A 25549-nucleotide genomic window follows, 5' to 3' on the forward strand; every position below is an offset into this window, starting at 1 on the left:
TCCTTTACCCGCCGCTCACAGGCGGTAGCAAAACCAGCGGAGCATCCCCGGTCACCATTTCCGAACGCGGGATCACCTCATCCCCCACCGCACAGGCTATTCGTGGCAAATGCGACTGCAAGGCCGGGATTTGCTCGCCAAGTTCCTCCAAGATATGTGCTACCCGGCTCGGCGCATCGATAGGCAGCTCGAGCGCTTCGCGGCCAGCCGCCTCTTGCAGAACCCCGTAGAACTCGATTCGCATGTCTTTCCTTCAACCTCCCAAGCCATGCATGGAGATGGCTCGCTCGACGTAGCCCCTGCTCTCCACGAAGCCGCGACCTTTGCGCCAAACCGCGCCACGAATGGTTTGCTCCAGCTCCTCACGCGAAGCACCGGAGCGCAGCGGTGTCTTCAGATCAGTGCATACCGGTGAGAACAGACACGGATAGATCTCCCCGGTCGAGGTCACTCGCACCCGATCACAGCTGCCGCAGAACGGATTGGAAATGGTGGAGATGATACCGAGCCGGTAGTCACCATCCATACGATAATAGGTGGCCGGTTCCCGGGTACGCGGCAACTGCTCAACAATAAAATGCTGTTTCAGCGCCGTAATGATCTCATCTTCCGTAAACACCTTATTGGGCTGCCAGCCACCCCGCGCATCAAGCGGCATGAACTCGATGAACCGCAGGGAAATACCCTCGCCCATCGCCCATTGCGTCAACGGAACGACATCGTCCTCATTTTCGCCCCGGATTGCGACCGCGTTCAGCTTCATCGACAATCCCGCATCCCGGGTTGCCCGTATGCCGCGCAGCACCGGCTCCAGCTCTCCCCCTCCGGTCATTTGTCGGAACCGCTCGGGATCGATGGAATCGATACTGATGTTGACATCATCCAAACCCGCCTTTACCAACGCCGCTGCATGGCGATCCAGCAAGGAAGCATTGCTGGTCATGGAGATGCGCTCCAAACCCAGGGGCCGCAACTCATTCAACCGCTCGATAAACGCCGGCACCCCGCGGCGAACCAATGGCTCGCCTCCCGTCAAGCGAATGTTGGTCACTCCCATCCGGGAGACGAACAACTGCGCGATACCCAACAGTTCCTCGAAGCTGAGGAGCTCGTGGCGGGGTGTCCACTCGGGATCCTCCGGCATGCAATAGCCGCAACGGAAATTGCACCGATCCGTCAAAGACAATCGCAGCTTGCGTTTGCTGCGACCGAAACGGTCAACCAGGACATCCCCCTGACGGGTCGCCTCTTCCGCCCGCTGCCAGGTGTCACGGTCACGACTCGGATCAAACGCCATTCGCATAGTGGACTCTCCCGATGGCTGTCATCAGCTCATTCGGTAGGCTTTATAAGCCTACTCCGGTTTCTGCATCCTATCGACGCTGAAACCGTCATCTCTCGTATAAATATGATACCTTAGCTACGCATTATCCTCCAACACACACGCTCTCTCCAAAACCCGCCCGTATCCGCCGTCCAACCGAGATTCTAGCGCGCACAGCAAACCACAGCAGTGGATTCTGATTTTTCCCGGTAACACAGCGCTGGGTGCCTTTATGAGGCTTGCGCGTATTTACGCCGTGCAACCGAACTCACCGAGCCACAGCTTCCTACGCCACGGCCTATTCTTGCTCGCCCGCCCCCCAGCACCGGCTTCCACCCTGCCAAGGGCGGCCCAAAGGGAAGCGACTACCCGGCCAATCAGCATCCGACCCAACAACGGATTCAGCCAGCCGACCATAAAGCGCCTATGATGTTTGCGTAGAATAGCGACAAACCACGGCATCAAACTAAACGATAAAGGCGGCTACGAGAATGATGAGCATTGGAGGATTCAGTCCTTACGAAGTGCATGGCAATCCACATCTTCGTCAAAAACCGCCTCAATTATTTTTGTGCGTTTAGCGGTCGAACTATTACCCGCCAGTGCAGTCACACCCTATTGTCGAGTAGCGACACAACGTCTTTGATATAAAAGTTTGAGGTAAGCAAGCAACCGGCATTGGATACTCATTAGCATTGGACGGGAACAGAGTCAACTGTTCAGCGGCCTTCGGCATCCCAAACGATGATGTGTCGTGGACGAACCAACTTCGAGATCCATTGCAGTGCTTCCTCCACAGTTTCCGGGTCATCAAAAAACTCCACCACGAGTGGCAGATCGGCGCGGAGGCGCAACAAATCCGCCGCGTGCACTTGCCCATGCCCCCCAAAACCGACAATACCCCGGAATACGGTGACACCGTGGACTTTATGCTCGTCCTGGAGACGCCTGACGATCTCGTGCATGAGGTTGTGATGGTTGACCTTGTCGACCTCACTCAAGTAGATCCGCACGACCTTGACTCGCCCGCTCATGGCCTTCTCCCGCCATCGGCTGCACTCGCACAGGATTTCATTCAAACGTTTCTTGCAATATAGACTGCACCGAAAGCCACCGTTATTCCGAGCCCAATGGACAGCACGAGATAAAGTGTGGCCTTGCCCGCCTGGCCGTCCTCGATCAGCAACAGCGCCTCCATGATGAAGGTCGAGAAGGTGGTAAACGCGCCGAGCCCTCCCGTCAACATTCCGGTACGCACAGCCGAAGAGATCGTTATACGTTCCAGGGTGAGAATAAAAAGAAACGCCAACAAAAACGTCCCCAACAAGTTGACGATCAACGTTGCCAGCGGAAACCCCGGGCCGACGAGGCTCTGGATAAGCCGCGTCAGCCCATAGCGGGCGTAGACACCGAGAATTCCGCCAATGGCGAGCGCGATGTAGGTAGCCATGCGTCTTTATCGTCCGATGACTGGAGGAATACACTTTAAGCTATTGTCCAATCGGTTAATTGGACTGCAACCGGGTGGTCAGTACGGGGCATAGGCCATCGCCCCGCGTGGACGGCTTAACCAAGCGCCGGTATGTCGGCAAGCGATTGTATCCGCCGTATTGGCTAGCAACCAAGCGCTCGGCCACGCTACTATCCTGAGGAATGCCTCTTACGCCATCGTCAATTTGCGACTGGCTTTGATCACCCGGCTGGCTGGTCGGCACTCCTGGAGGCGGAGAATCTGGCGAGCAATACGGAAGGATCACCGCCACCTCGGCAGGATCAGGCCATCCCGGGTATTTAATCCGGGAACCTCCCCTGTTGTCTACGGGTGGGATCGCGCTGCAGTTTTGACAATTTCGTATGGGCGTGCATCTACTGCACCGATACGCGCAGCAGAGCTAGGTTCGAGTCCTCGCTGGGGCGCCAATTATCAAAAACGCCGTCTCGAGCCCGCCCAGTCGGCTTTTTGCCTTCCAGCTCAATCACATTTTTTGCAAGCAAATAAAACGGTTGTCGGTATACGGCCGTGAGCTGGTCGTCCTTCCAGATGCAGTTCGATAGTACAAACCCGAGAAGCCGGCGTTTTTCTGCCGACGACTGCTGGCGGAACAGCCTGCCAGCCTTCTGCGCCAGTTCGAGTAGACGGATGCCCTCGTCGAGATAGGTCTGGTTTGCATCCTGGTGTTCGCGGATCAGTGCCAAGCACTTGCGCTGCTCTTCGCGCCACTCCGCGGCCTTGCGGTCAAAGAAGTCAATATCGATCCGACCGTCGAGCTTGTCGACATACATGGCGTCGATGCGGTTCTGCAGACGATTGTACTCGGCCTGAATCCGCCGAATCGCGTCTTCGTGGTGCTGCTTCTCGTCGCCGTGGCTGACCCGTAGGGCCTGCGACACCCAGGCTAGCACCTCGTCGTCGAAGCGTAGGCGGTCGAGCAGTTCGGCGAACCGTTCTTCAAGCACCTCCTCTCGGGTGTAGGGCTCCGGGCATTTCCCCTTCGCACGGCTGCAGTGGTAATAGACGTAGCGGTTCTTCTTAATCTCGGCAACCATTGAGCAACCGCAGTGCCCGCAACGGATCAGGCCGGTGAAGGCGAAGTCGCGCTTCGGTTTGCGGTTCCGGTTGGCAGACCGGCCGTCGAGCACTGCCTGCGCTTTGTTCCATAGCTCCCGGCTCACAATAGGCTGATGGTTGCCTTCGTAGATCTTGCCATCCCAGACGAACTCGCCCATGTAGATCGGGTTGCGCAGCATCTTGTGCACGCTGCTCTGGGGCACCGGATTTCCGGTCTTGCGAAAGGCCAACCCCTCGGCGCGCGCCATGCGGGTGATCTCACGGACCGAGTAGCGCCCGGTCACATACCACTCGAACATCTGCCGAACCACCGACGCCAGTTCCGGGTCCGGTTCGATGGTCTTCTTGCCGTTCTCGCCGAGGACGTTGCGGTAGCCGAACGGCGCATAGGACGGCCAGATGCCCTGCTCGGCCTTTTCGGTCATGCCCTTGCAGGTCTCCTCCGAAAGGTTGTCTATGTAGTTCTTCGCCATCAGCACCTTGATGCCGTGCATGAACTTCTCGGAGGAGCGGGAATCGGCGGAGAGGACGACATTCTCCTTAACCCATCTTTAACGCTCTCTGCCTGATTTCGGGCTGATTTGGGCGTGTATGCGAAGAGAAGTTATTGATTCGTATAGTGGCGAGGGTGGCGCGCTGGATGTAGTGCCATAATATTTGTTGTTATCCCTTGTGCGGAGCGCCCGCCCACGCTAGCCTCGCGGGCATGTTCATCCGCCGCACCCAGACCCGCAGCACGGCCACCGGCGAGTCGTATGTCACGTATCGTCTGGTGCGCTCCGAGCGGCGCGCCGGTAAGGTCCGCCAGCGCACCCTGTTGAACCTGGGGCGGCACTTCCCAGTGGCGCAGGCACACTGGTCGGCGTTGTGTGCGCGCATCGAGCAACGGCTCAGCGGCCAGGCGGCGCTGTTCGACGAGGAGGGGAAGGGCCTCCCGCTCGCCGTCGAGCGCCAGGCCGAGCGTATTGCGGCGCGGCTGCTCGCCGAGCAGGGCGGTACGCCGGCACCGGCCGATGCTGGCGGTGTACCCGGCGGTGGGGGTGACGTGCAGTCGGTGGACGTGGACTCGCTCTCACTGGTGCGCCCGCGCTCGGTGGGCGTCGAGCAGCTCGCCCTGTGGGCGCTGCGCCAGGCGGGCTTGGAGGAGCAGCTCCAAGCGCTGGGGCTGACCGGCCCGCAACGTGCGGCGGCGCTGGGGCTGATCGTTGCCCGCATGGCCGCCCCGGGCTCGGAGCGGGCGACGTATCAGTGGCTCGCCCGGCGCAGCGGCCTCGGCGAGCTGCTGGAGGTGGACTTCGAGGCGATGAGCCCGATGCAGCTCTACCGTACCTCCGATATCCTGCTGCGCCACCGCGCGGCCCTCGAAGGGCATCTGTTCGCCCGGGTGAGCGATCTGTTCGCGCTCGCCCCGACAATCACGCTCTACGATCTGACCAACACTTACTTCGAGGGCGAGGCACCGGTCAAATCCGGCCGCGCGCCACGGCCACTCCAAGGAGCGGCGCAGCGACTGCCCGCTGCTCACCCTGGCGCTGGTGCTCGATGCCTGCGGCTTTGTGCGCCGCTCGCGGGTCTTCGCTGGCAATGCGGCCGAGGCGCAGACCCTCCAGGGGATGCTCACCGGCCTCGCGGCGCCCGCCGGCGCGCTTGTGGTCATGGACCGCGGGGTGGCCACCGAGGCCAACCTCGCCTGGCTGGCCGAGCAGGGCTACCGCTATCTGGTGGTCAGCCGCGAGCGCCGCCGCGCGGTCGATTTTAAAGAGGCCATCACCCTCGACAACGCCGGCGGGCAGGCCGTGGAGCTACTCAAAGTGCCCTCGGCTGATGGCCAGGAGGTGCGCCTGTATTGTCGCTCCGAGGGCCGCGTGCGCAAGGAGCAAGCGATCGCCGGGCGCCTGATGGACCGCTTCGAGGCTGGGCTCGACAAGCTTGCGACCGGACTCAGCCGGCGGGGCACCACCAAGCGCATCGACAAGCTCTGGGAGCGCATCGGGCGGCTCAAGGAGAAAAGCCGCGGCCTCGGCCAGCACTACCACATTGAAGTGATCGCCGGTGACAGCGGCGAGCGCGCCCGTGCGATCCACTGGCAGCGCCTGCCCGTGAAAGGCTCTCTGGTCACCGAGCCGGGCGTCTATTGCCTGCGCAGCAACGAGACCGGCTGGGACGAGAAGACAATGTGGCGCACCTACATCATGCTCACCGACCTTGAGGCGGTCTTCCGAAGCCTGAAATCGGAGCTCGGCCTGCGCCCGATCTTCCATCACAAGGAAGAGCGCGCCGAGGGGCACCTGTTCATCACCGTGCTCGCCTATCAGTTCGTCCAGCTCATCCGCCACTGCCTCGCCGCCCACGGCATCTGCGAGCGTTGGAGCACGCTACGCGATACCCTCGCCGGCCAGTGCCGGGTCACCGCCACGTTCAACCGCGGCGATGGCCGCACCCTGCACGTGCGCAAGGCCACCCGCGCCGAGCCCGATCAGGCGCGAATCTATCAGGCCCTCGGGGCCGATCCCGCCCCGGGCGGCGTGCAGAAAACAATCGTGTGAGCCCGCTGATTTATAAAATGAACGTAATGTAGTGCCACTCGCCGCCGCGGCCGATCTTAACTCTCTGAGTATCGCGAAGTTATTTTTGGGGACGTTAAACTTGGGTTAACGAAGTGGATCTCCAGGTCCAACTCGTCGAGGGTCACCCAGTCCTTCAGGTTGCGGTACAGGCGGTCGGTCTTCTCGACCAGGATGATGCGGACCTCCGGGTGCTGTCGAAGATAGTCCACCATCTCGCCGAAGCTGGAGCGGCCGGCCTGCTTGGCGGTCTCCACGTCGACGTACTCCTCGACGACGCGGATACCCTCGGCCGCCGCGTAGTCGCGCAGCAACTTGAGCTGGGCCGGGATCGAGAAGCCTTCCTTCTCCTGCTCCTTGGAGGAGACGCGCGCGTACACGACCCCTTCTCGTCGCTGCGAGGCGCCGGTCTTTTCACTTGTTCTATCGCGACTCATCATGTTGTTTAGTTTATACTAAACACTCCTGGATGGCGAGTCGTCTGCACAAGCCATTCCCCCCACATCCACCAATCGACGCAAGCCTGGAACCGCACTGCGCGTATCGCGGGGCACGGCATTGCCCCAGAGCCCTTCACGAATCCACTGTCACGGATTCGTGATCGCATAGACCATGTCACCGACAAAGCGCTTGAACGACTCATTCTCGACAAATTGCTTGTACACCTGCATGTCGTCCTTCAGCAGTAGCTGCATCACCTTGCCGAGCGCCTGATCGTGCGCCATCCGCGCAGTGTGCGGCGTATTCTCCTTGGCGTTCTGGTACGCGGCGTCGGCCGCGACCTTTGGGGCGATGTCATCGCGAATACGCTGCGCGACGCGGTCCGTATCCGTGAACAAGGTGCCGAATTGCTCGTTGAACGTCTTCAGGATATTGCTCAAACGGTCGAGTTCAGGCTCGCCTTTGTGCCCCGCGGCATCTGTCGGGACCGGCCCGATCTCCGCGTCCTCGTCGGCCAGCGCGATCTTCATCGCGGCGTTCTTTTCCACGCGGTAACTGTCCATGTCGATGGCTTCGAGGATGCCCTTGGCTAGGTCCTCATCCTTGGGTGCCGGCAACTTGGGTGTGAGCAAATCCAGCAGGATCGAGAGCTTTTCCCATTCCGCGTTGCTGTACGGAATCACCGACGAGAGAAAGCTGTAAGTGCGGCAGAACACCTTGGCTTTGCTCTTGAACTCCACCTGGGCGTCCTCGTCGAGATGGTCTACATAAACAGCCACGCAGAGGTCGAGGATCGGGTCGAGCTGGTCGCGGTCCGCACCGCCGAGGAATAACTCCACCACCTGCCGCACCTGCTCGGGCGAGTACACCTGCGCGGCATCCAGCGCCGCCTTCAGATCGTGCAGCTTGTTGGGGTCGGTCTCTTCCGCAAGCAGGGTTGTCCGGTAATAGTCCTGAAAGGCATAGGTGATCGCTTCGCTGTTGTTCTGGAAGTCGAGCACAAAACAGTCGTGCTTCTTCGGGTGGGCACGATTGAGCCGCGACAGCGTCTGCACCGCCTTGATGCCTGACAGCGGCTTGTCCACGTACATCGTGTGCAAGAGCGGCTCGTCATAGCCGGTCTGGAACTTGTCAGCGCAGATGAGGAAGCGGTACGGGTCGGTCTGGATCTTGCCGGCGATGTCGTTACTGGGAAAGCCGTTGAGCGACGCCTCGCTTACCTTGGCGCCGCCGTACTCGTGCTCTCCTGAGAAGGCGACAATTGCCTGGTACGGGCTCTTGCGATCCACCAGATACGCCTTGAAAGCATGGAAGTACTGGATCGCTCGCTCAATGCCGCTGGTGATTACCATCGCGCGGGCCTGGCCGCCGATCTTCCCGGCAGCCATCACCTGTTCGTGGAAGTGGTCCACCATGATTTCGGCCTTGAGCCGGATAGCGTGCTCGTGGCCCTCCACGTAGCGGCGCAACTTCTTTTTCGCCTTCTTGGTGTCGAACTCCGGGTCGTCCTCGGTCTTCTTGACCAGCTTGTAGTAGCTGTCCACCGAGGTGTAGGCCTTAAGCACATCGAGGATGAATCCCTCTTCAACCGCCTGCTTCATGGTGTAGCTGTGGAAGGGCCGGTGCTTCACCTTGCCCTCTGCGTCCGGCGGCAACGGCTCGCCGAACATCTCGAGCGTCTTATTCTTGGGCGTGGCGGTGAAGGCGAAGTAGCTGGCGTTGGTCAGCATCTTGCGCGCCGCCATACGCTTTTCGAGGGCGGCGTTCACGGTGTCCTCCGGGTCAGGTCCCGCGTCTTCATCCTCCGCCGGTGCGCCAAGTGCCTCGCTCATCGCTGCCGATGTCTTGCCCCCCTGGCTCGAATGCGCCTCGTCGATGACGATGGCGAAAGTCTTTCCACCCTCGGTGGCGATCTCGTCGAGGATGAAGGGGAATTTCTGCACCGTCGAGACAATGATCTTCTTACCCTGCTCGATGAAACGGCGCAGGTCGCCGGACCGCTCGGCGTGGCCAACGGTCGCACCCACCTGCATGAACTGCTTGATGGTGGCCTGAATCTGGCTGTCGAGGATGCGCCGGTCGGTCACGACGATCACCGAGTCGAAGATCTCGCTCTCGTCGCGCTTCAGGCCGATGAGCTGGTGCGCGAGCCAGGCGATGGAGTTGGACTTGCCGCTGCCCGCCGAGTGTTGGATCAGGTAGCGCTTGCCGGCGCCATGAGCACGCACGTCGGCCAGCGCCTGTCGCACCACGCCGAGCTGATGGTAGCGCGGCCACACCTGTTTGCGTTTCTTCCTGCCGGTGCGTGGCTCCTTCTCTTCGACGATCTGGGCGTAGTTCTCAAGAATGTTGGTCAGCCCCGTCGGGGTCAGTACTTCCTTCCACAGGTAGTCGGTCTTAAGCCCATGCGGGTTCAGCGGGTTACCTGCGCCGTCGTTGTGGCCCTTGTTGAAAGGCAGGAACCACGAGCCCTTGCCTTTGAGATGGGTGCACATCTGCACCTCGCTGTCGTCCACTGCGAAATGCACTGCGCAGCGACCGAACTCGAACAGCCGCTCGCGCGAGTCGCGATCACGCTTGTACTGCTGAACCGCGTCCGCGACGGTTTGCTTGGTGAGGCTGTTCTTCAGCTCGAAAGTGGCGATGGGCAGGCCGTTGATGAACAGGCCCAGGTCGAGCGCGCGGCGCGTCTCATCCATGCTGTAGGCGAGCTGGCGCGTGATCGAAAAGCGGTTCTCTGCGTGCAGCGCCTCGGCCTTGGCATTTCCGGGCGACGGCGTGCCGTAGAAGAGGTCGAAGTGGCCGGCGGGATGATGCTCGATCCCCTTGCGCAGCACGTCAATCACGCCGCGTTTGCCGATTTCGCCCGAAAGACGCTTCAGGAACTTGAGGCGGTTGATGTCCTTTGCGTCATTCGCATCCGACATCGCCAGCTTCTCGAACGCCTCGAGTTGGGTAGAGCGAAGGAAGGCGAAGAGCTGGGGCACATCAAGCGCGTGGGCGCGGTCGTAATCCTGCGCGCTGCCGGCGGTGTAGCCGGTACCGCCGTAGGGCGTAGGAGGCTTGGCGATCGTGTTAGGTGCAACGGCGAGACCATCCGTACCGGTCATATGCCGCACGATGAGCGTTTCGAGGCCCTTTTCGCTGGTGTTAGTCGTCATAAAGCGACTACCTCGTCAGCGGTTTCAAGCTCATCGGCCAAGGCGGTGTCATCCTCAGCCGACTCGAGGGGCGCTTCTTCGGGCAACCGTGCTGCCGCCTCTCGCACATCGAGCTTGCCGGTAACCACGTCGGCGACGAGGCGCGTGCGGTACTCGCGGAGGAGTTCGATCTCGCTTTCGAGGCGTGAGATGGTGGTGTTCACTTCCGACAATTCCCTCGTAAGCCCTGCGACGATGTCGCCTTGCTCAGCTCTCGGGGGAAGAGCTACGTGGATAGCTCCTAGCCGGTCGTTGTAGAGACGTAGAAAGCCAGACGTGCCTGTGCCAAGTCCCTTTGACTCAGCACGGAATTTCGCACGAACTTTTCGGCTGCGGAACAGCTCTCCTAGAAAATCTACATTCGCATCACCGATCGGATCGAACACCGCGTAGTCAGGACTGACCAATCCGGTGAGGGTTGATGCGAAGATCACGCCATTACCCGCCTGCATCCGGTTCACGACGAATTGTCCTGGATGCACAATCTTGAACCCGACCAGCGTGGCCGCCTGAGGTGGCCGGCTGAAATGTTCAGCGAAGAGAACCAGCCCATGATGCATCCGCATTGAGAGCAACGGTTCACTGCCAGTCGTCGAACGCTCGTCCACCTCGCGAAGCAAGTACTTGATTCGTTTTACCTCCCAATGCCGAGGAATGTGGCCGAGCCAGGGGATGCCGGAGGGTTTGAGGGGGACGGAGGAGTCGAGGCCGCGGGTGACGGCTTGGTGGATGATGGCCTGCTTCTGCTCATTGAGCAGCGCGATTACCTTCCGCTTCGCCCGGGTCGCTCGCTCCAGCCGCCCGTTCGCCCAATCCAGAAACCGCACAATCGCCTCCTGTTCCGCTGTCGGAGGCTCCGGCGTGTAGATCATCTTGAAGTGCTCTGGCCGCAGGCTCCACATGTCTGACGTGATGCCGTATGACCAGCGCTCGGCCTCCTTCGCGAACTGCGGCGTCCGGTAGAGGTAATGAATGTAGCTCGGCAAGTCATCACCATTTCGCAGACGCATGACGACGTACGCAGGGCTGATAATCCCCCGCAACGCCGATGCACCGATCGCGCCTTGCCACGCCCGCATTTTGTTATAGGCAATATCCCGAGGCTGAACGAGCTTGTAAGCGGACTTATCCAGATTGGAACTGTCTTTCTTTGAACTTCCTTCGAGGAGCGCTTTCTGCCGAACGATGCCCTTCGTGATCGTAACCGACAGCATTTCCTCGTCCGGGTGGCCTCGGTCTTTCACCTCATTGAAGAGCGCGCGATTCGGCAGCACTGACCAATGTTGCGGAATCTCGCCAAGCCATGCTTGTGCGGTAGGCTTGTATTCTGGATACGGTTTAAGGTCGGTGATCCGCACGTCCCTTTCTTTACCGCCAGGCTTCGCAGGCGGAGGAGATTCTTTCACCGCCGGCTCATCGAACAGCGACTGCTGAACCACCGCGGGGCCATCAATTTGTCCACGAGGCACCTGCACGTCGGCCTGTGTCTCCTCCCGAGCAATCTCGGCAACCCGTGTGGCAACAACACCTATAGGCTCGCCGCCGAGCAGGAAATCCGGGATCGCAAGTGGTTGCACGAAACAGAGCGTTTCGCGAGTTTCAGTCTTGACCTCTTCCCGCAGTTCCATCAGCAATCGCCCGAGAACGTTCATACCGACCAGGGTGTCGTCATCAACCGGCTTTGCGCCCCAGAAGTCATCCTTGCGGGACTGCTCGACGATAGGCCGGTCGCCCGTCTCGAGTAAAAGCTCGCTGAACTTTCGCCAGTTCTGTGCGAGCTTCACACGCAAGCACCAGCGCATGATCTTCACGCGCACCTGAAACCAGTCCCCACGCGAGTTCGAGCGATGCGGCTTGCTCTTCATTTTCGCGGTCATCGGGCTTCGCTGATCGATGATCAAGCGTTGCATGTCCGGGAGATGGGGAAAGCGGCACGCCTGGTAGAGCGCCTCGGACGTGAGGATGCGCACGCCGTTCACGCGCAGTGGAAATCCTCCAGCCATGTTAGACAGACCGCCAAATGCCTCGTTGGTCTTCAAGAAGACAACACTCGCGGCGCGCTGATAGGTCCGCGTCTGCCCCGAACTCACGGGCTTTCATCCTTCGTCAGATCCGCAAACATACGCATGATCTCGGTCTGGGCGTTAGTTGTACGCGGAAACAATGGATACCAGGGATCGCCGAGCCAAAGCGCCAAGGGTGCATTGTTCGGACAATTGCGAAAGGTGACGATGAGCGACCCGAAGCCAAGCGTATCGAGCGTCATGTGACCCAGCGGGCGCTGCGTCGCACCCAGGTTCGGGCAAATCTGACGGATTCTAGCCCCCGCCTTCAAGAACTCCTGTTCGAGCAGGTTCTTGCCCTCGTCACTTGAAAACAGCGCATTGCCTCCGACATTTCCAGGTTGCCGAAGAGTTGGCGGGTATCCCATTGCCTGCACGTAAGCGTGGACAGCCGCATCGTTGGGAATCGCGATGGGGCGCAATACGTCCGCCGTACTACTGTAGGTCTTGCGGTCTTCCAGCTCGATTGCACGCCACCACGTCACACTGATCGATTTTCCAGCGCTAGTAGCAGCGTTGGTGATATACCTACCCGCGTAGTACTGCCCACCGCTGTGGAGTGCAATGGATACAATGTGGAGAGTCGCATTGACTGGCGCCTGGTCCCTTATCCACGCCTCGAGATCGCGTCGCACCCTGTTACCCGTGAAGATGCCGTCGTCAAGATACAGGTACACGGCGTTATCGCCGCCGCAGTCCTCGATCCCGAATCCGCATCTTTCCCGGAGTATTGCGTCGAAAAGGGCCAACATGTCGGTCTGGCTGTTTCCACCCCCCTGAATGTCCAGAAAATGGACACCGCGCCAGAATGCACACGGGTCCTTGCCAGCCAGCTTCTCGGTCTGAAGCAGCCCTCTTAGGAATCCGGTCACACCCTCGAGCGAGAAGTAGGTCTGTTTAAGGACATGGTCCATTTCCCGAAGCATCGGTATTTGAACGGCTTCGTCAAACTGCTGGACCCAGCGGTCGACATGCTCGGGCGTGGGCGTGGGGAGATCACCGGCCCGATAGTCCCGGATCGTATTCCCGATCGAACGCAGTAGGTCTTCCCTTTCGCTCATGGCTCGCTTCCCCCAAGTATGTCGTCCAGCAGTCCCTCGGCTTCCTTCTCGATGGCGAGGATGTCGGCGCGGATCTCCTCAAGCGTTCGAAGCGGCTGTGGCTTGTAAAAGTGCCGCGTGAAGCTCACCTCGTAGCCGATCTTGGTGGCATCTTCCTTGATCCAGGCGTCGGGCGTGTACGGCAGCACCTCGCGCCGGATGAAGGCCTCGATCCCGCCTTCTTCCAGCAGCGGCACCTGCTCGGTGTCGCGAAGCTCGGAATCCGGCTCGTACGCAACGATCGCCGGCTTGTCGCCCACCGTGGCCTCGAATAGCCCGTGCAGCGGGTCGGCTTGTGCCTTGCCCGGCCTGTGGACCTTGGCAATGACGGGTGGTGCGGTTTCAACCCGCCAGCTCACGGCCTTGAGGATCAGCTTTAGCTCGGCGGCCGGCAGCTTGAGCCCCAGATTTTTCAGCGCAGCACTCACGCGCTCGCGGAAGATGTTGTGGTCCTCGAAGAGCGCATCGCCCAGCTCGGCACGCAGCTTCGTGGCGACCTCGACCAGTCGGCCGTCGCGCGCCCAGGTCTTGCGATCTAGCAGCTTCTTACGCTTCTTCTCGGGCAAGCCCTTCTTTGTAGTGGCATCCTCGTCTTCGTCGCCTTCGTCCTCGTCGCTGCCCCAGTCCGCCAGGCGTTTCTCCAGCGGGTTCGCGATCCTGGAAAAATTGGCGAAGAGCTCCTCGCCAAACTCATCGAAGAGCATGGCGCGCAGCTCTTCGTCACCGGAGGCGAAGCGCAGCGTCTCGATGGCCTTGCGAGAGAGCTGGCTGTGCAGACGCAGCGGACGCTCGACCGTCACCTTCCAGTAGCCGAAGGCGGCATTGGGGAAGATTTTGGACTCGGGCGTTTCCTTGAAGTCGAGGAAGGTGCGGCTGATGCGCTCGATGTCCTCGGTTGAGAGTTCACAGTTCTTCTTGCCGAGATTCTTGCGCAGCGGCTTGAACCACCGGCTGGCGTCGATGAGCTGCACCTGTCCCGTGCGATGTGCAGGCTTCTTGTTGGACAGCACCCAAACGTAAGTGGCGATGCCGGTGTTGTAAAAGAGGTTGAGAGGCAGGGCGACGATGGCTTCGAGCCAGTCGTTCTCGATCAGCCAGCGACGGATGTTGCTCTCACCCTGGCCCGCGTCACCGGTAAAGAGCGATGAGCCGTTGTGCACCTCGGCGATACGGCTGCCGAGGATCGACTTATCGTTCATCTTCGACGCCATGTTGGCGAGAAACAGCATCTGGCCGTCGCTGGATCGAGTGACGAGTGAAAGCTCCTCGCCGTTGTGCATGACCTTGAAGCGCGGGTCCCGCATCCCGGTCTTGCCACCCATCGCCTCCAGGTCTTTCTTCCAGCTCTTCCCGTAGGGCGGGTTGGCCAGCATGAAGTCGAACTCTTGCGCCGGGTAGGCGTCGTGGGACAGCGTTGACCACTCTGCACCGCCGACGATGTGGTCAGCGCTCTCGCCTTCACCCTTCAGCAACATGTCCGACTTGCAGACGGCATAGGTCTCCGGGTTGATCTCCTGGCCATAGAGCAGAGTTGTGACCTGCTGGCCACGCTTCGCCGCGATGGCAGCGAGCGTCTCCTCCGCCACGGTGAGCATCCCCCCGGTGCCGCAGGCGCAGTCGTAAAGCAGGTAGGTGCCGGACTTGATCTCTGCCTCGATCGGCAGGAAGACGAGGTTCGCCATGAGCCGCACCGCGTCTCGGGGCGTCCAGTGCTCGCCCGCCTCCTCGTTGTTCTCCTCATTGAACTTGCGCACCAGCTCCTCGAAGACCGTGCCCATCGAATGGTTGTCGATCCCGGCCGGCGAGAGGTCGATGTCAGGGTCGAGAAACTTGTTGATCAGCGTACCGAGCGAGTCGGAGCGCGACAGGGTCGGGAGCTGGTTGCGAAACTTGAAGTTCTCGAGGATGTCCTGGACATTGGCAGAGAACCCATTCAAGTAGTCCTCGAAGTCGGCCAGGAGCTGTTGCTGACTGCCGCGCGATGTGAGATCGCGCAAGGTGAACTTCGAGGTGTTGTAAAAGGCCTGGCCTGCCGCGTCGCAGAGTGCCGCCCGCTGCTCGGTGATCTGCGCCTCGTCGAGCATCTTCTTGGTGTCGAGCACCGTCTGCTTGGTCGGCTCGAGCACAGCGTCCATGCGCCGAATAACGCACATCGGCAGGATTACATCGGGGTACTTGCCGCGCCTGAAGAGGTCGCGCAGCACATCGTCGGCAATGCCCCAGATGAAGGAAACGATCTTGTTGTGGGTGGCTTGATCCATGCTCAGGCGAATCCGCGTGGGCGGGAAGTTCCGATTCCCGCATCGTGATGAACTCTCGGCACCGTCCAAGCGATGCTGGCGCTACCATCCTGCGGAACTCCGATCGCCAACGTTGCGTTTTCGTTGGTCGCCAGTTTGGAGTTTGCGGGAGCTTGATCCGCGTCACCCCAGAGGCGGGATTCGACCTGTTCGATGTTCTGTAGGGCGTTCCGTGTCATGTGTTGTTCTCGGTTATCTCTCTATTTGCCAGCACCCTTGCGCCCCGGACCGGATTCGGGAAAAGCGAGACCGTGGGCCTTCGCGTAGTCCAGCACCAGTACCTCGATCATCGACGCGGCGGAACGCCGCTCGCGCTCGGCAGCCAGCTTGAGCAACGCCTTGACCTCGGCGGTGGTGCGGATGGTGAGGACTTCGTTCTTGGTTCGCGCCATGGAGCTGCCACCCGCTAAAACGGTAATGCAAATGTACTGCCACCGCGGAAGGGGCGGCAAGCGGAATCGTGCCCGAGGCGCTACTCGACCAGCCGCCGATTCTGCTCGCGTAGGACACGCGAAAGCTCGCGCAGCATCTGCCAGGTACCGCCCCTGTAGGCATTCTGTGACACTGCCGCCTTACCGGCCTCGGTCTTCGGCCCGATCAGCTTTTTTCCTCTTTTTTGAGGCGCTGCACCTCTTCCGCCAGGCGTTGCATCTCCTCCGCGGACAGACGATTTGCTGCCCGGAGAAGTGTCGCCATCTCACGTGGATGGCGCTGAATGATATCGGCAAGGTCAGACGAAACCCGACCAGCCAGCGCGAGCAACTCGTCTGGATCTCGGCCTAAAACCCGAGCGATAGCCCTCACCTTTTCCTCAGTGGGGGGCTTGAACTCGTTGCGCTCGACCTTCGACAGGTAAGTCGGACTCATGCCGACCATCTGCGCAAATTTGCGCAGACCGATTTTTTTTTCCTCCCTCTGCCGCCTAACGGTCGTGCCGAAGCTGCTGTTGTCGTTACTCATCCCCGCCTCCTCGCGCTGTCATTAGTATAGTATACACTAAACACTCCATGTGCAACCCGCCTCGCAAGATGTAGGGGCTATCCCATAGCTAAACCGCTAACTGTTGGGTCGGACAGCGCTACCGTGGCATTTCGGCCGAACCCGTGAGTGACGAGCGAGAGACGTATTCCTGCGAACCCGCGAAACCTACGAAAACGCATCGGCCGATCGGCATCTTGTCGTCAGACTCGGAGGGGGGGTGAATTGTTGATCAGGCCGCGCTGCCGAACTCGCGGATCGCCTCGAACACCGCCCGGGCCTCTGGCGGCGGCGCAATGCAGATGGTTCGATATGCGTCCACGATGGGGCGGCTTCGCTATCGCGGTTCGAGTTATTTGGAGGCGCCTGCCGAAAAAGGCTCCATGCCGCGCTCGAAAGGGGCATCCTTGCCCACCCCCATACAATCCCTTACAAGCATGCTATCGCTCGAATTCGATCTTAAATGTGACTTGCTCGGCATTATTGTCAGATCAGGATAAGGCGAGGCGTTGTAAACGGCTGCGGCTGAAGGCGATCAGCACCGGCTCGGCTAAGGAGCCTCTGATTTATTCGTCACACCGGCCTTCGCCGGTGTCCAGCTTTGATTTTACTGGGTTACGCAAACCCTCCCTGGTTTGCGCCCTTCGGGTCAACTGAAGCTATTCAAATCCGTTCCTACGGATTTGAATAGCTTTCGCCCTCCTCGCGCCCGCCACCTACCAAAGCAGTGTTCGATCCAAATCTAACCTGATCGTTTCAGTGCGCCGTGGGAAGGCGCGCCTTCTCGGTGGGTGCAATTCCCACCCGGCAACTATCGCTCCAGCCGGTAGCAATCGGAACGGCTGTGGAGGTAACGAAGCAGCCGAAGCCTCTGGTGTAGAAGGTCATTATAGGTGACTTGTCGAGCATGCAGGCCGAACGAGTAGTGAACGCTGAGCAGGCCTCGAAAAGGGTGATGTGGAAGCCGACCCGCCTGGAATTCGGGAAGGCCGCCGCGGCTAGGGAAGTTGAGCGCTGGGTGCACCCAGCGGTTCCACCGGGGTAGTGGCGAGGGCATGCATGCACAAGGTAGGGCGAGGCAACACGGGAAGCCCCAGGCGGTGCTAAAGAGTGCGTTGCCGAACCGGCGGCCCGCGAGGGTAAGACCGGGCTGTTTGGGGTGGCGGGAGGCCCGCAGTACCGAGGAGGCCGAGTAATGTCGGCGGAGGAAAGGGGCCTCAGTTCGAGGGCCGTGTTGAAAGAAGAGCGGTCGAGGAGACTGGCATGAGCCTACGAGCTCCGGATAAGGTACAGAAACTTCAGCAGACACTTACAGACCGATAAGCGAAGGGATCGCCTGACTTTCGCTTCTATGCGCTGTACGACAGGTCTACCGGGAGGACATTCTAAGCCATGCCTACCGGCCGGTGCGCCGCAATGGCGGCAGACCAGGGGTGGACGGTGAGGACTTCCCGGCGATCGAGGCGTACGGGGTCGAGCGCTGGTTGGGTAAATTGGCGCAAGCCTTGAAGGACGCGCGCTACCGGACGGCTCGGTACGCCGGGTCTATATCCACAAAGCGAACGGCAAGCCCAAGGCGAATTTGTTCTCATGGCCCAATTGTAGCTGCTTCGGCTGAATTAGCGGTTAGCCTAAGCTGGCGAGGAATCGCACAAAATCAGGCCAGAGGTGCCCACTTTGGTTCCGGAGTCGAGACGAATTCGGCCCAAAGATGGCTGCTGTCCCGGCTATGGCGCCAAAATTGACACCGCCGGAATGCGCTCGGATAACGCGCTAGAATCCTTGGCCCACTCCGATACCTAACCGTAGTGGCGGCGCGAGGCGCCCCTTCCTCCGGTTTGATCCTGATTTCCAGGAGCAAAGATTCCTGGAGCGTTGTTGATCTCAGACAAGCGCACGTCGGTCGACATCCGATAGCCTAATAGATAATCGCTCCACTGGTAGGGAGTAATCCAATGGCCAAGGATTCGATATCCGAATATCTCGCCAACCAGAGTTTCTTTGCCGATCTCAGCCCCGCCTTCCGCAAATTTCTGGCGCGCCATGCCGTGCGACGGCCGCTCCAGCGTGATGAGATTCTGTTTCAGCATGGAGATCCAGCCCGCCGCTTTTACCTTGTTTACGATGGCAGCGTAGTTATTGAGGTCCCGGCGATCTATGGGCCTTCCCTGGAGGTTCAGAAGCTGGGACCGGGGCAGATCCTCGGCTGGTCATGGCTGATACCACCGTATCGGTGGCACTTCCAGGCCAGAACCGAGGCGCCGACCGAAGTGATCGAGTTCGACGGTGAGGCCGTGCGGGCCCGCTGTGATCAGCATCCCGCGTTCGGCTACGCTCTGCTGAAGTGTTTTTCAGCACTGATGTCTGAGCGACTGCAGGCCGCGCGTCGGAAGATGATGGAGGAATGGAACCCGCCCGGTTTTGCATAGCCGGTGCTTGCAAGCCGATTTATGCCCAGCAAAGCGTAGCACCCGAGGGCCGCGGGGCTCCTCGACGGATCACTGTGTGCGGCGCTGGGTGGATGCAGACGCGCGCAGCCACTGATACCAGCCGTCCAGACCCTCACCGGTGCGAGCGGACAGCGCCAGCACCTCGATCTGCGGGTTGACCCGGCGCGCATAGCCGATGCAGCGCTCCAGATCGAAGTCCACATGCGCCAGCAGATCCAGCTTGTTGAGGAGCATGAGCCGAGCGGCCCGAAACATATGCGGGTACTTCATTGGCTTGTCATCACCTTCGGTGACCGATAGGACCACCACCTTGGCCGACTCGCCGAGATCGAACAGCGCCGGGCAGACCAGATTGCCGACGTTTTCGATCATGACCACGGAGCCCGGCGGTGGCGCCAGCTCATCGAGGCCGCGTGCCAGCATGGCCGCGTCCAGATGACAGCCGGTTCCGGTGTTGATCTGCACGGCGCGACAGCCCGTGGCGCGGATGCGCTCGGCATCGAAGACACTCTCCTGATCGCCCTCCACCACGCTTATGGGAATCGCGCCGGCGAGCTCGCACAGGGTGCGCTCGAGCAGCGTGGTCTTGCCCGCACCGGGGGAGCTCACGAGATTCAGCGCCAGGATGTTGTGATCCGCCAACCAAGCCCGGTTGTGCATAGCCAAGTGATCGTTCTTGGCGAGGAGCGCCTGCTCCAGCATAATCGTGGTGCCCTGCTCCCGGGCATGGTCATGGGCCTCGTCATGGCGATGAGCGTGGCCGTGCTCGTGGTGGGCGGAGCCACGGTGATTTAGGTGCTCATCGAAGCCGGCCGATCGTGTTTCGCCGGTGTCCAAATCGGTGAGACTCGCCTTACCGTCACCGGAGCAACCGCAACTAGTGCACATTACACCACCTCCATAGACCGGATTCTCAGAGCGTCGCCGCCGCGCCACTCTGCCAGATTCACCGAGCCGCACCCGCAGTCGGCCAGCAGCTCGTTGAGCTCGACCTCCTCGCCGCAGTCGCGGCAGCGTGCCCAGCCCGGCGTCATAATAATCTCCAATTCGGCGTCCGCCAGCGCAGTCCCGACACTACACGCCTCGAAGCAAAAGCGCAGCGCCTCAGGCATCACGCAGGTGAGCGCCCCGACCTCCACGGTGACGCGTAGAATACGCGCGCCCTGCGCCTGTTGGCTGCAGACTTCGATGAGGCTCCGAGTGAGGGCGAGCTCATGCATTGCGCCGTTGCGTCAGCAGATCCGCGGCAGCTGCTCGCCGACCAGCATGTCGACGATGCGCTCGCCGCCGAAGAGCGTGGCCATTACGACGGTGGCTGGCGGCGTTGCACACACGGTGCCGATGCGCACGGCCTCGCGGCCGGCCGGATGTGAGCGCATTGCAGCCAATGCCGCCTCCGCTCCGTCGGCCGGCACCACCGCCACCAGCTTTCCTTCATTGGCCAGATATAGGGGATCCAGACCGAGGATCTCGCACAGACCTTTGACCTCCTCGCGAATGGGCAGGGCATGCTCGTCGATGTGCAGACACAGCTCACACGCCAAGGCGAACTCGTTGAGCACGGTGGCCACGCCACCGCGGGTAGCATCCCGCAGGCAGCGCACGGCAGGGCAGGCCTCTATAAGCGTATCGATCAACCCGTTCAACGCCTGGCAGTCGCTCGCGATGTCGCTCTCCAGTGCCAGATCGCCGCGGGCATTGAGTACGGCCGCGCCGTGATCGCCGAGCAGACCGTTCACCAGAATCACGTCGCCGACGCGCACGGCACTCGGGTCCAGCTCCAGGCCGGCCCGGATCACGCCGATCCCGGCGGTGTTGATGAACAGCTTATCCGCGGAACCGCGCGGCACGACCTTGGTATCTCCGGTGACCACCGCAACGCCGGCAGCCGCCGCGGCGGCCTGCATCGAGCGCACTACTCGGCGCAGGGTCGCCACCTCCAGACCCTCCTCCAGGATCACGCTGCAGGAGAGAAACAGCGGGCGGGCACCGCCCACCGCGAGATCGTTGACCGTGCCGTTGACCGCCAGGGCACCGATGTCGGAGCCCGGGAAGAACAACGGGTCGACCACGTAGGAATCGGTGGTAAAGGCCAAGCGGTCGCCGCAAGCGGCCAACTCGGCGAGCGAGATCCGCGCCTGGTCGTCCAACGAAGCAAGCAAGGCATTGTCGAAGCCAGCGACGAACACATCGTCGATGAGATCGCGCATCGCCTTGCCGCCCCCGCCGTGGGAGAGCGTGATACGAGTGTCGCGCAACCGGCCGCGGCGCCGGCGTATGCCCTCTGACCGTGTCGCCTGCGACAGCGGTTTGGCATCGGCGCTCATGGCATACCCCTCGCTCGCCCCCTATCGGGCGCCGCGCGCGACCGTCGCACTTTGCCGAGTTGCACACCGGCGTAATTATAATACGCCGCGCAGGCACCCTCGGAGGACACCATCAGCGCCCCCAGCGGCGTCTCCGGAGTGCAGGCGCGGCCGAAAACCTTGCACTGCCGAGGCTTGATCACCCCCTTGAGCACCTCGCCGCACTGACAGGATTTGGGATCCGCGATCTTGAGGTTGGGCACCGAAAACCGACGCTCGGCATCGAAGGCCGCGTACGCATCACGGATACACACGCCGGAGTGATCAATGGAACCCAACCCGCGCCATTCGAAAAACTCGCGCAGCTCGAATACCTCCTGCACCGCGCGCAACGCCGGGTCGTTGCCGGCGTCGGCTACCACCCTACGGTACTGATTTTCCACCTCGCAGCGGCCCTCGGCAAGCTGCCGCAGGAGCATCCAAATCGACTGCAGGATATCGAGCGGCTCAAAGCCGGCCACCACCAGCGGCTTGCGGTAGTGGCGGCAGATGAACTGGTAAGGTGCGGTACCAATTACCATGCTCACATGACCGGGGCCGAGGAAGCCGTCCAAGGTCAGCTCCGGGGAGTCCAGAATCGCCTTGATCGTAGGAATAATGGTGATGTGGTTGCAAAATACCGAGAAATTTGCGACATGCTCGCGCTCGGCCTGCAATACGGTCATGGCAGTGCTGGGTATGGTGGTCTCGAAACCGAGTGCGAAGAACACCACCTCTTTGCCGGGATTGGCCTTGGCGATCCCGAGCGCATCCAGCGGCGAGTAGACCATGCGCACGTCGGCGCCGTCGGCCTTGGCCTGCAGCAGGCTTTTCTTCGAGCCGGGCACGCGCATGGCATCGCCGAAGGTGGTGAAGATCACGCTCGGATGCTCGGCCAGGACGAGCCCATCGTCCACTCGTCCCACCGGCAGCACGCAGACCGGACAGCCGGGGCCATGCACGAACTCGATCGCCTCCGGAAGCAGGCTCTCCAGGCCGTACTTAAAGATCGAGTGAGTGTGTCCACCGCAGACTTCCATGATCTGCAGGGGCCGGCGGCGACAGATTTCGATGTCGGCAACCAGCCCCTCGATCGCCCGCAACAGCGACCGGGCCTTATCCGGATCGCGAAATTCGTCGACGTATTTCATCGTGTCGCTCCCCGTTTCACTTCGACGCTGTAGCTCGCCTTCTGCCACACGGGCTCCAGCATCATCAATTCTCCGAGCGCTGCATGGCCTCGAGCTCCTGCTGCACCTCACCGAGCTCGGCGAGCAGCTGCAACGTCCGGGCCGCCTCGGCTTCGTCGATACGGCTCATGGCGAAGCCGACATGGATCAGCACCCAGCTGCCGAGGCAGGACGCCACCGGATGCTCGGCGTCGACCACGCAGTGGAGGTTGATTTCACGCTTGACGCCGGCAACGTTGACGATGCCGCGCAAGTTCTCGGCGTCGCTGATTTCGATAATCCGCCCCGGAATGCCTAAGCACATCTCATCACCTCGGTTTCACAAGGCGTGTATCGGCGGCTGCACCGACCGCCGCCTGCCCGAGCGAGAGGCCGCCGTCGTTGGCGGGCACGCGGCGATGGCTGAATACGGACACCCCACGCTCGCGCAGACCTGTGGCTACCGTCTCGAACAGCAAACGATTCTGAAACACCCCTCCCGACAACGCCACCGGACCACTTGGGTGCACGTCAGGCCGCTCGCCAAGCCGGATCACCAAACCCACCAAGGCACGGGCGAGTCCGAGATGAAAACGCGCCGCGACGAGCGCCGGCGTGATCCCGCGCATCAGATCATCCAGCAGCGCGGACCACAGGGGAGTGCAATCGAGCACGTGCAACCCATCGTCTGCAATCAGATCGAACGGATAACCCTCACCCGCCGTCTCCAGTGCCGCTTGCGTAACGCATGCTTCCAGTTCGATCGCGGCTTGGCCCTCGTAGCCGGCGCGTTCACGGCAGATGCCGAGCACGGCGGCCACGGCATCGAACAACCGCCCGCAAGAACTGGTTAACGGACAGTTCAGGTCCTTGGCGAGCATGGCCTCCAAGGTGGCCAGCGGGCGATCGCGCAGCCAAGCACAGAGCTCGAGGCAGCCGTATTGACGGGCGAAGCGCCGCCAGCCGAGCGCCGCGCGAATATGGGCATAGGCACAGCGCCAGGGCTCGCGGACGGCCTGTGCGCCGCCGAGCAGCGGCACCTGCGTAAGACGCGCGAGGCGGGCGTAGCCTCGGTAATCGGCGAGCAGCACCTCCCCGCCCCAGAGCGTGCCGTCATCACCGTAACCCAAACCGTCCAGGGCGACGCCAAGCACCGGCGCGCTCTCCAGGGGCCTCTCGTTGTCGGCCAAACAGGCGGCAATATGGGCATGGTGGTGCTGCACCGCCACCACCGGCAAACCTTCGCGCTCGGCATGCGCCCGTCCCAGCTTGGTCGATAAATACTCCGGATGACAGTCGACCACGATCCGCTCGGGGCGGTGCGTGAAGAGCGCTTGGTAACGCGTCAGGTTCCGGCGATAGTCGGCCTGAGTAGTGGCGTCCTCCAGATCGCCCATGTGCTGGGAGAGAATGGCCGTACCGTCCCGAACCAGACAAAAGGTGTTCTTGAGCTCGCCCCCCATCGCCAGCAGCGGCGCGGCCCGGCCGAATCCCTCCGGCAAAACCAGCGGAACCGGCGCGTAACCGCGCGCGCGGCGCAACAGCTGCGGCGTGCCGTTCACCACCCGGGCAAGCGAATCGTCGACACGATTAACGATGGCTCGATCGTGCAGAAGCAGATAATCGGCCAAGCCGGCCAACCGGGTGCGCGCCGCGTCATTGTCGGTGCATTGCGGTGCATCGGAGCGATTGCCGCTGGTGAGCACGATCGGCTGATTCAGCCCTTGCAGCAATAAATGATGTAAGGGAGTGTAGGGCAACATGAAACCCAGCGTGCGCTGGCCCGGCGCCACTGCGGCGGAAACGGACTCCGGACCGCTCGCCTCCAAGAGGACAATGGGCGCGGCGGGGCTCTCCAACAGAGCTTGCTCCGCGGCGCTCACGGCGCAATAGCGGCGGATGACCCCGATATTGCGTGCCATCAGGGCAAACGGCTTGTGATAACGCCCCTTGCGCTGGCGTAAGCGGGCGACCGCCGCTGCGTTGTCCGCAGCAACGGCCAGATGGAAGCCGCCGAGCCCCTTGACGGCGACGATCTGCCCCTGCGTCAACAAGCGGCGGGCAGCGGCGATGGTATCATCGGCCGCGAGCACCGCACCGCCGGCGCGTTCCAGCCACAGCCGTGGGCCGCACTGCGGGCAGGCGTTGGGCTGAGCGTGGAAGCGGCGGTCGCCCGGGTCCGCGTACTCGGCTCGACAGCGCGAACACATCGCGAATTCCGCCATGCTGGTGCGCGCGCGGTCGTAAGGGATGCCACGCACGATGCTCAGGCGCGGCCCGCAATGGGTGCAGTTGGTGAAAGGATAGCGATAACGCCGATTGCCAGAATCGGCGATGTCAGCGTAACAGGCGCTACAGGTGGCCGCATCCGGCACCACACCCGTGCGCACCGCCCCACTGCGGCTGGCAACGATATGGAAGCCCGCCCGCGGCGGTGTCCCACCCAGCGGCGCGGTATCTAAGACGTCGATGCGCGCGAGCGGTAGCACCTCGCTGCGCAGCCGGGACAAAAAGCGCCGGCGAGCCACCCTATCTCCCCAGATATGAATGACCACCCCCTCGGCGTCGTTCCAGACCTCGCCGTCCAGGGCACACTCCGTGGCCAACCGCCAGACCGTCGGGCGAAAGCCCACACCCTGCACCAGCCCGCGCACGCGGACCGCCTCACCCGGCATAGGGATTTCGGATCCAGGTGCGCCGTGCTGCTGTTCAGAAACGATAGCCAATTAAAGCCCTGCCTTCGTTCTAACGCCCGAGCCCAGGCGCGTGCAGCCTCTATCCACGTGGCCTCCCCCGGAAACTCTGATCAATTATCTTCTCGTCATCCCGGCAAGGCCGGACAAATCCGTAGGAACGGATTTGAACAGCTTCAGTTGACCCGAAGGGCGCAAACCAGGGAGGGTTTGCGCAATCCAGTAAAATCAATAACCTGGACACCAGCCTTCGCCGGTGTGACGAATAAATTAGATTGCTCCCTCCTGCTGGCGCACCTTCGCAGCTCAGCTAAGGTACGCAGCCGATCCCTGCTTGCACGAATGCCCACTTC

The 25549-nt window shown here is 61.4% G+C and carries 19 protein-coding genes and 1 pseudogene; 2 read left to right on the forward strand and 18 right to left on the reverse strand.

Going from position 1 to position 25549, the window contains the following annotated elements; all coding sequences use genetic code 11:
- Positions 1-4: 4 nt before the first annotated feature.
- From NB231_RS04435 to NB231_RS04455, 5 genes are all read right to left on the reverse strand, one after another.
- Positions 5-244, reverse strand: coding sequence for a MoaD/ThiS family protein (locus tag NB231_RS04435; protein ID WP_005000112.1), 240 nt, complete (start codon positions 242-244; stop codon positions 5-7).
- A 9-nt stretch (positions 245-253) separates the two neighbouring features.
- On the reverse strand, positions 254-1303 hold the full coding sequence (moaA, locus tag NB231_RS04440) for a GTP 3',8-cyclase MoaA (protein ID WP_005000113.1): 1050 nt from the start codon (positions 1301-1303) through the stop codon (positions 254-256).
- A 740-nt stretch (positions 1304-2043) separates the two neighbouring features.
- Positions 2044-2358, reverse strand: coding sequence for a DUF190 domain-containing protein (locus tag NB231_RS04445; RefSeq protein WP_005000114.1), 315 nt, complete (start codon positions 2356-2358; stop codon positions 2044-2046).
- Between the two features lie 41 nt (positions 2359-2399).
- Positions 2400-2774 carry a fluoride efflux transporter FluC gene (locus tag NB231_RS04450; RefSeq protein WP_005000115.1) on the reverse strand — a complete coding sequence of 125 codons (375 nt, stop codon included), beginning with the start codon at positions 2772-2774 and terminating at the stop codon, positions 2400-2402.
- Between the two features lie 416 nt (positions 2775-3190).
- Complete coding sequence (locus NB231_RS04455) at positions 3191-4387, reverse strand: recombinase family protein (RefSeq protein ID WP_005000116.1); 1197 nt, start codon at positions 4385-4387, stop codon at positions 3191-3193.
- A gap of 212 nt (positions 4388-4599) precedes the next feature.
- Between NB231_RS04455 and NB231_RS20420 the strand changes: the two are divergent.
- Positions 4600-6439: pseudogene (locus NB231_RS20420) on the forward strand (IS1634 family transposase).
- A 56-nt stretch (positions 6440-6495) separates the two neighbouring features.
- On the opposite strand, the gene NB231_RS04465 reads toward NB231_RS20420, so the two are convergent.
- The 7 genes from NB231_RS04465 to NB231_RS04500 form a co-directional block, all read right to left on the reverse strand.
- On the reverse strand, positions 6496-6837 hold the full coding sequence (locus NB231_RS04465) for a recombinase family protein (RefSeq protein WP_156776894.1): 342 nt from the start codon (positions 6835-6837) through the stop codon (positions 6496-6498).
- A gap of 207 nt (positions 6838-7044) precedes the next feature.
- A complete protein-coding gene (locus NB231_RS04470; protein ID WP_005000121.1) occupies positions 7045-10059 on the reverse strand; it encodes a type I restriction endonuclease subunit R in 3015 nt (1004 codons plus the stop codon).
- On the reverse strand, positions 10056-12188 hold the full coding sequence (locus tag NB231_RS17415; RefSeq protein WP_005000122.1) for an NADAR domain-containing protein: 2133 nt from the start codon (positions 12186-12188) through the stop codon (positions 10056-10058). The genes NB231_RS04470 and NB231_RS17415 overlap by 4 nt, the downstream gene beginning before the upstream one ends.
- Complete coding sequence (locus NB231_RS04480) at positions 12185-13222, reverse strand: phosphoribosyltransferase-like protein (RefSeq protein ID WP_050756050.1); 1038 nt, start codon at positions 13220-13222, stop codon at positions 12185-12187. The genes NB231_RS17415 and NB231_RS04480 overlap by 4 nt, the downstream gene beginning before the upstream one ends.
- Complete coding sequence (locus tag NB231_RS04485; protein ID WP_005000123.1) at positions 13219-15522, reverse strand: type I restriction-modification system subunit M; 2304 nt, start codon at positions 15520-15522, stop codon at positions 13219-13221. The genes NB231_RS04480 and NB231_RS04485 overlap by 4 nt, the downstream gene beginning before the upstream one ends.
- 239 nt (positions 15523-15761) lie before the next feature.
- Entirely contained in the window at positions 15762-15953 is a 192-nt protein-coding gene (locus tag NB231_RS04495; protein WP_005000124.1) for a hypothetical protein, read from the reverse strand.
- A gap of 205 nt (positions 15954-16158) precedes the next feature.
- Positions 16159-16521: a helix-turn-helix domain-containing protein gene (locus NB231_RS04500; RefSeq protein ID WP_005000125.1), complete on the reverse strand. Its 363-nt coding sequence runs from the start codon at positions 16519-16521 to the stop codon at positions 16159-16161.
- A gap of 1973 nt (positions 16522-18494) precedes the next feature.
- Here NB231_RS04500 and NB231_RS04505 point away from each other — a divergent pair.
- Positions 18495-18968 (forward strand): Crp/Fnr family transcriptional regulator, encoded by a 474-nt coding sequence (locus tag NB231_RS04505; protein ID WP_005000126.1) that lies wholly within the window; start codon positions 18495-18497, stop codon positions 18966-18968.
- Between the two features lie 69 nt (positions 18969-19037).
- Here NB231_RS04505 and hypB read toward each other — a convergent pair whose 3' ends face one another.
- From hypB to hypF, 6 genes are all read right to left on the reverse strand, one after another.
- Positions 19038-19877, reverse strand: a complete 840-nt coding sequence (gene hypB / locus NB231_RS04510) for a hydrogenase nickel incorporation protein HypB (protein WP_005000128.1) — start codon at positions 19875-19877, stop codon at positions 19038-19040.
- Positions 19877-20209 carry a hydrogenase maturation nickel metallochaperone HypA/HybF gene (locus NB231_RS04515; protein ID WP_005000129.1) on the reverse strand — a complete coding sequence of 111 codons (333 nt, stop codon included), beginning with the start codon at positions 20207-20209 and terminating at the stop codon, positions 19877-19879. The genes hypB and NB231_RS04515 overlap by 1 nt, the downstream gene beginning before the upstream one ends.
- Positions 20210-20221: 12 nt before the next feature.
- The gene (hypE, locus tag NB231_RS04520; RefSeq protein ID WP_005000131.1) at positions 20222-21316 is read right to left on the reverse strand and encodes a hydrogenase expression/formation protein HypE; all 1095 of its coding nucleotides are present in this window, start codon (positions 21314-21316) and stop codon (positions 20222-20224) included.
- Positions 21313-22485 (reverse strand): hydrogenase formation protein HypD, encoded by a 1173-nt coding sequence (gene hypD / locus NB231_RS04525; RefSeq protein ID WP_005000132.1) that lies wholly within the window; start codon positions 22483-22485, stop codon positions 21313-21315. Before hypD ends, hypE begins: the two co-directional genes overlap by 4 nt.
- Positions 22486-22549: 64 nt before the next feature.
- Positions 22550-22828: a HypC/HybG/HupF family hydrogenase formation chaperone gene (locus tag NB231_RS04530; RefSeq protein ID WP_005000133.1), complete on the reverse strand. Its 279-nt coding sequence runs from the start codon at positions 22826-22828 to the stop codon at positions 22550-22552.
- Positions 22829-22832: 4 nt separating this feature from the next.
- A complete protein-coding gene (gene hypF / locus NB231_RS04535; protein WP_005000137.1) occupies positions 22833-25178 on the reverse strand; it encodes a carbamoyltransferase HypF in 2346 nt (781 codons plus the stop codon).
- Positions 25179-25549: the final 371 nt, after the last annotated feature.

The organism is Nitrococcus mobilis Nb-231 (assembly GCF_000153205.1).
Taxonomy (GTDB): Bacteria; Pseudomonadota; Gammaproteobacteria; order Nitrococcales; family Nitrococcaceae; genus Nitrococcus; species Nitrococcus mobilis.

Coding starts and splice junctions, on each gene's coding strand:
- hypF (WP_005000137.1), bottom strand. CDS start 25,178: ATGCCGGGTGAGGCGGTCCGCGTGCGCGGGCTGGTGCAGGGTGTGGGC.
- NB231_RS04530 (WP_005000133.1), bottom strand. CDS start 22,828: ATGTGCTTAGGCATTCCGGGGCGGATTATCGAAATCAGCGACGCCGAG.
- NB231_RS04455 (WP_005000116.1), bottom strand. CDS start 4,387: ATGCACGGCATCAAGGTGCTGATGGCGAAGAACTACATAGACAACCTT.
- hypD (WP_005000132.1), bottom strand. CDS start 22,485: ATGAAATACGTCGACGAATTTCGCGATCCGGATAAGGCCCGGTCGCTG.
- NB231_RS04515 (WP_005000129.1), bottom strand. CDS start 20,209: ATGCATGAGCTCGCCCTCACTCGGAGCCTCATCGAAGTCTGCAGCCAA.
- hypE (WP_005000131.1), bottom strand. CDS start 21,316: ATGAGCGCCGATGCCAAACCGCTGTCGCAGGCGACACGGTCAGAGGGC.
- NB231_RS04480 (WP_050756050.1), bottom strand. CDS start 13,222: ATGAGCGAAAGGGAAGACCTACTGCGTTCGATCGGGAATACGATCCGG.
- NB231_RS04435 (WP_005000112.1), bottom strand. CDS start 244: ATGCGAATCGAGTTCTACGGGGTTCTGCAAGAGGCGGCTGGCCGCGAA.
- hypB (WP_005000128.1), bottom strand. CDS start 19,877: ATGTGCACTAGTTGCGGTTGCTCCGGTGACGGTAAGGCGAGTCTCACC.
- NB231_RS04450 (WP_005000115.1), bottom strand. CDS start 2,774: ATGGCTACCTACATCGCGCTCGCCATTGGCGGAATTCTCGGTGTCTAC.
- NB231_RS04495 (WP_005000124.1), bottom strand. CDS start 15,953: ATGGCGCGAACCAAGAACGAAGTCCTCACCATCCGCACCACCGCCGAG.
- NB231_RS04470 (WP_005000121.1), bottom strand. CDS start 10,059: ATGACGACTAACACCAGCGAAAAGGGCCTCGAAACGCTCATCGTGCGG.
- NB231_RS04505 (WP_005000126.1), top strand. CDS start 18,495: ATGGCCAAGGATTCGATATCCGAATATCTCGCCAACCAGAGTTTCTTT.
- NB231_RS04500 (WP_005000125.1), bottom strand. CDS start 16,521: ATGAGTAACGACAACAGCAGCTTCGGCACGACCGTTAGGCGGCAGAGG.
- moaA (WP_005000113.1), bottom strand. CDS start 1,303: ATGCGAATGGCGTTTGATCCGAGTCGTGACCGTGACACCTGGCAGCGG.
- NB231_RS04485 (WP_005000123.1), bottom strand. CDS start 15,522: ATGGATCAAGCCACCCACAACAAGATCGTTTCCTTCATCTGGGGCATT.
- NB231_RS04445 (WP_005000114.1), bottom strand. CDS start 2,358: ATGAGCGGGCGAGTCAAGGTCGTGCGGATCTACTTGAGTGAGGTCGAC.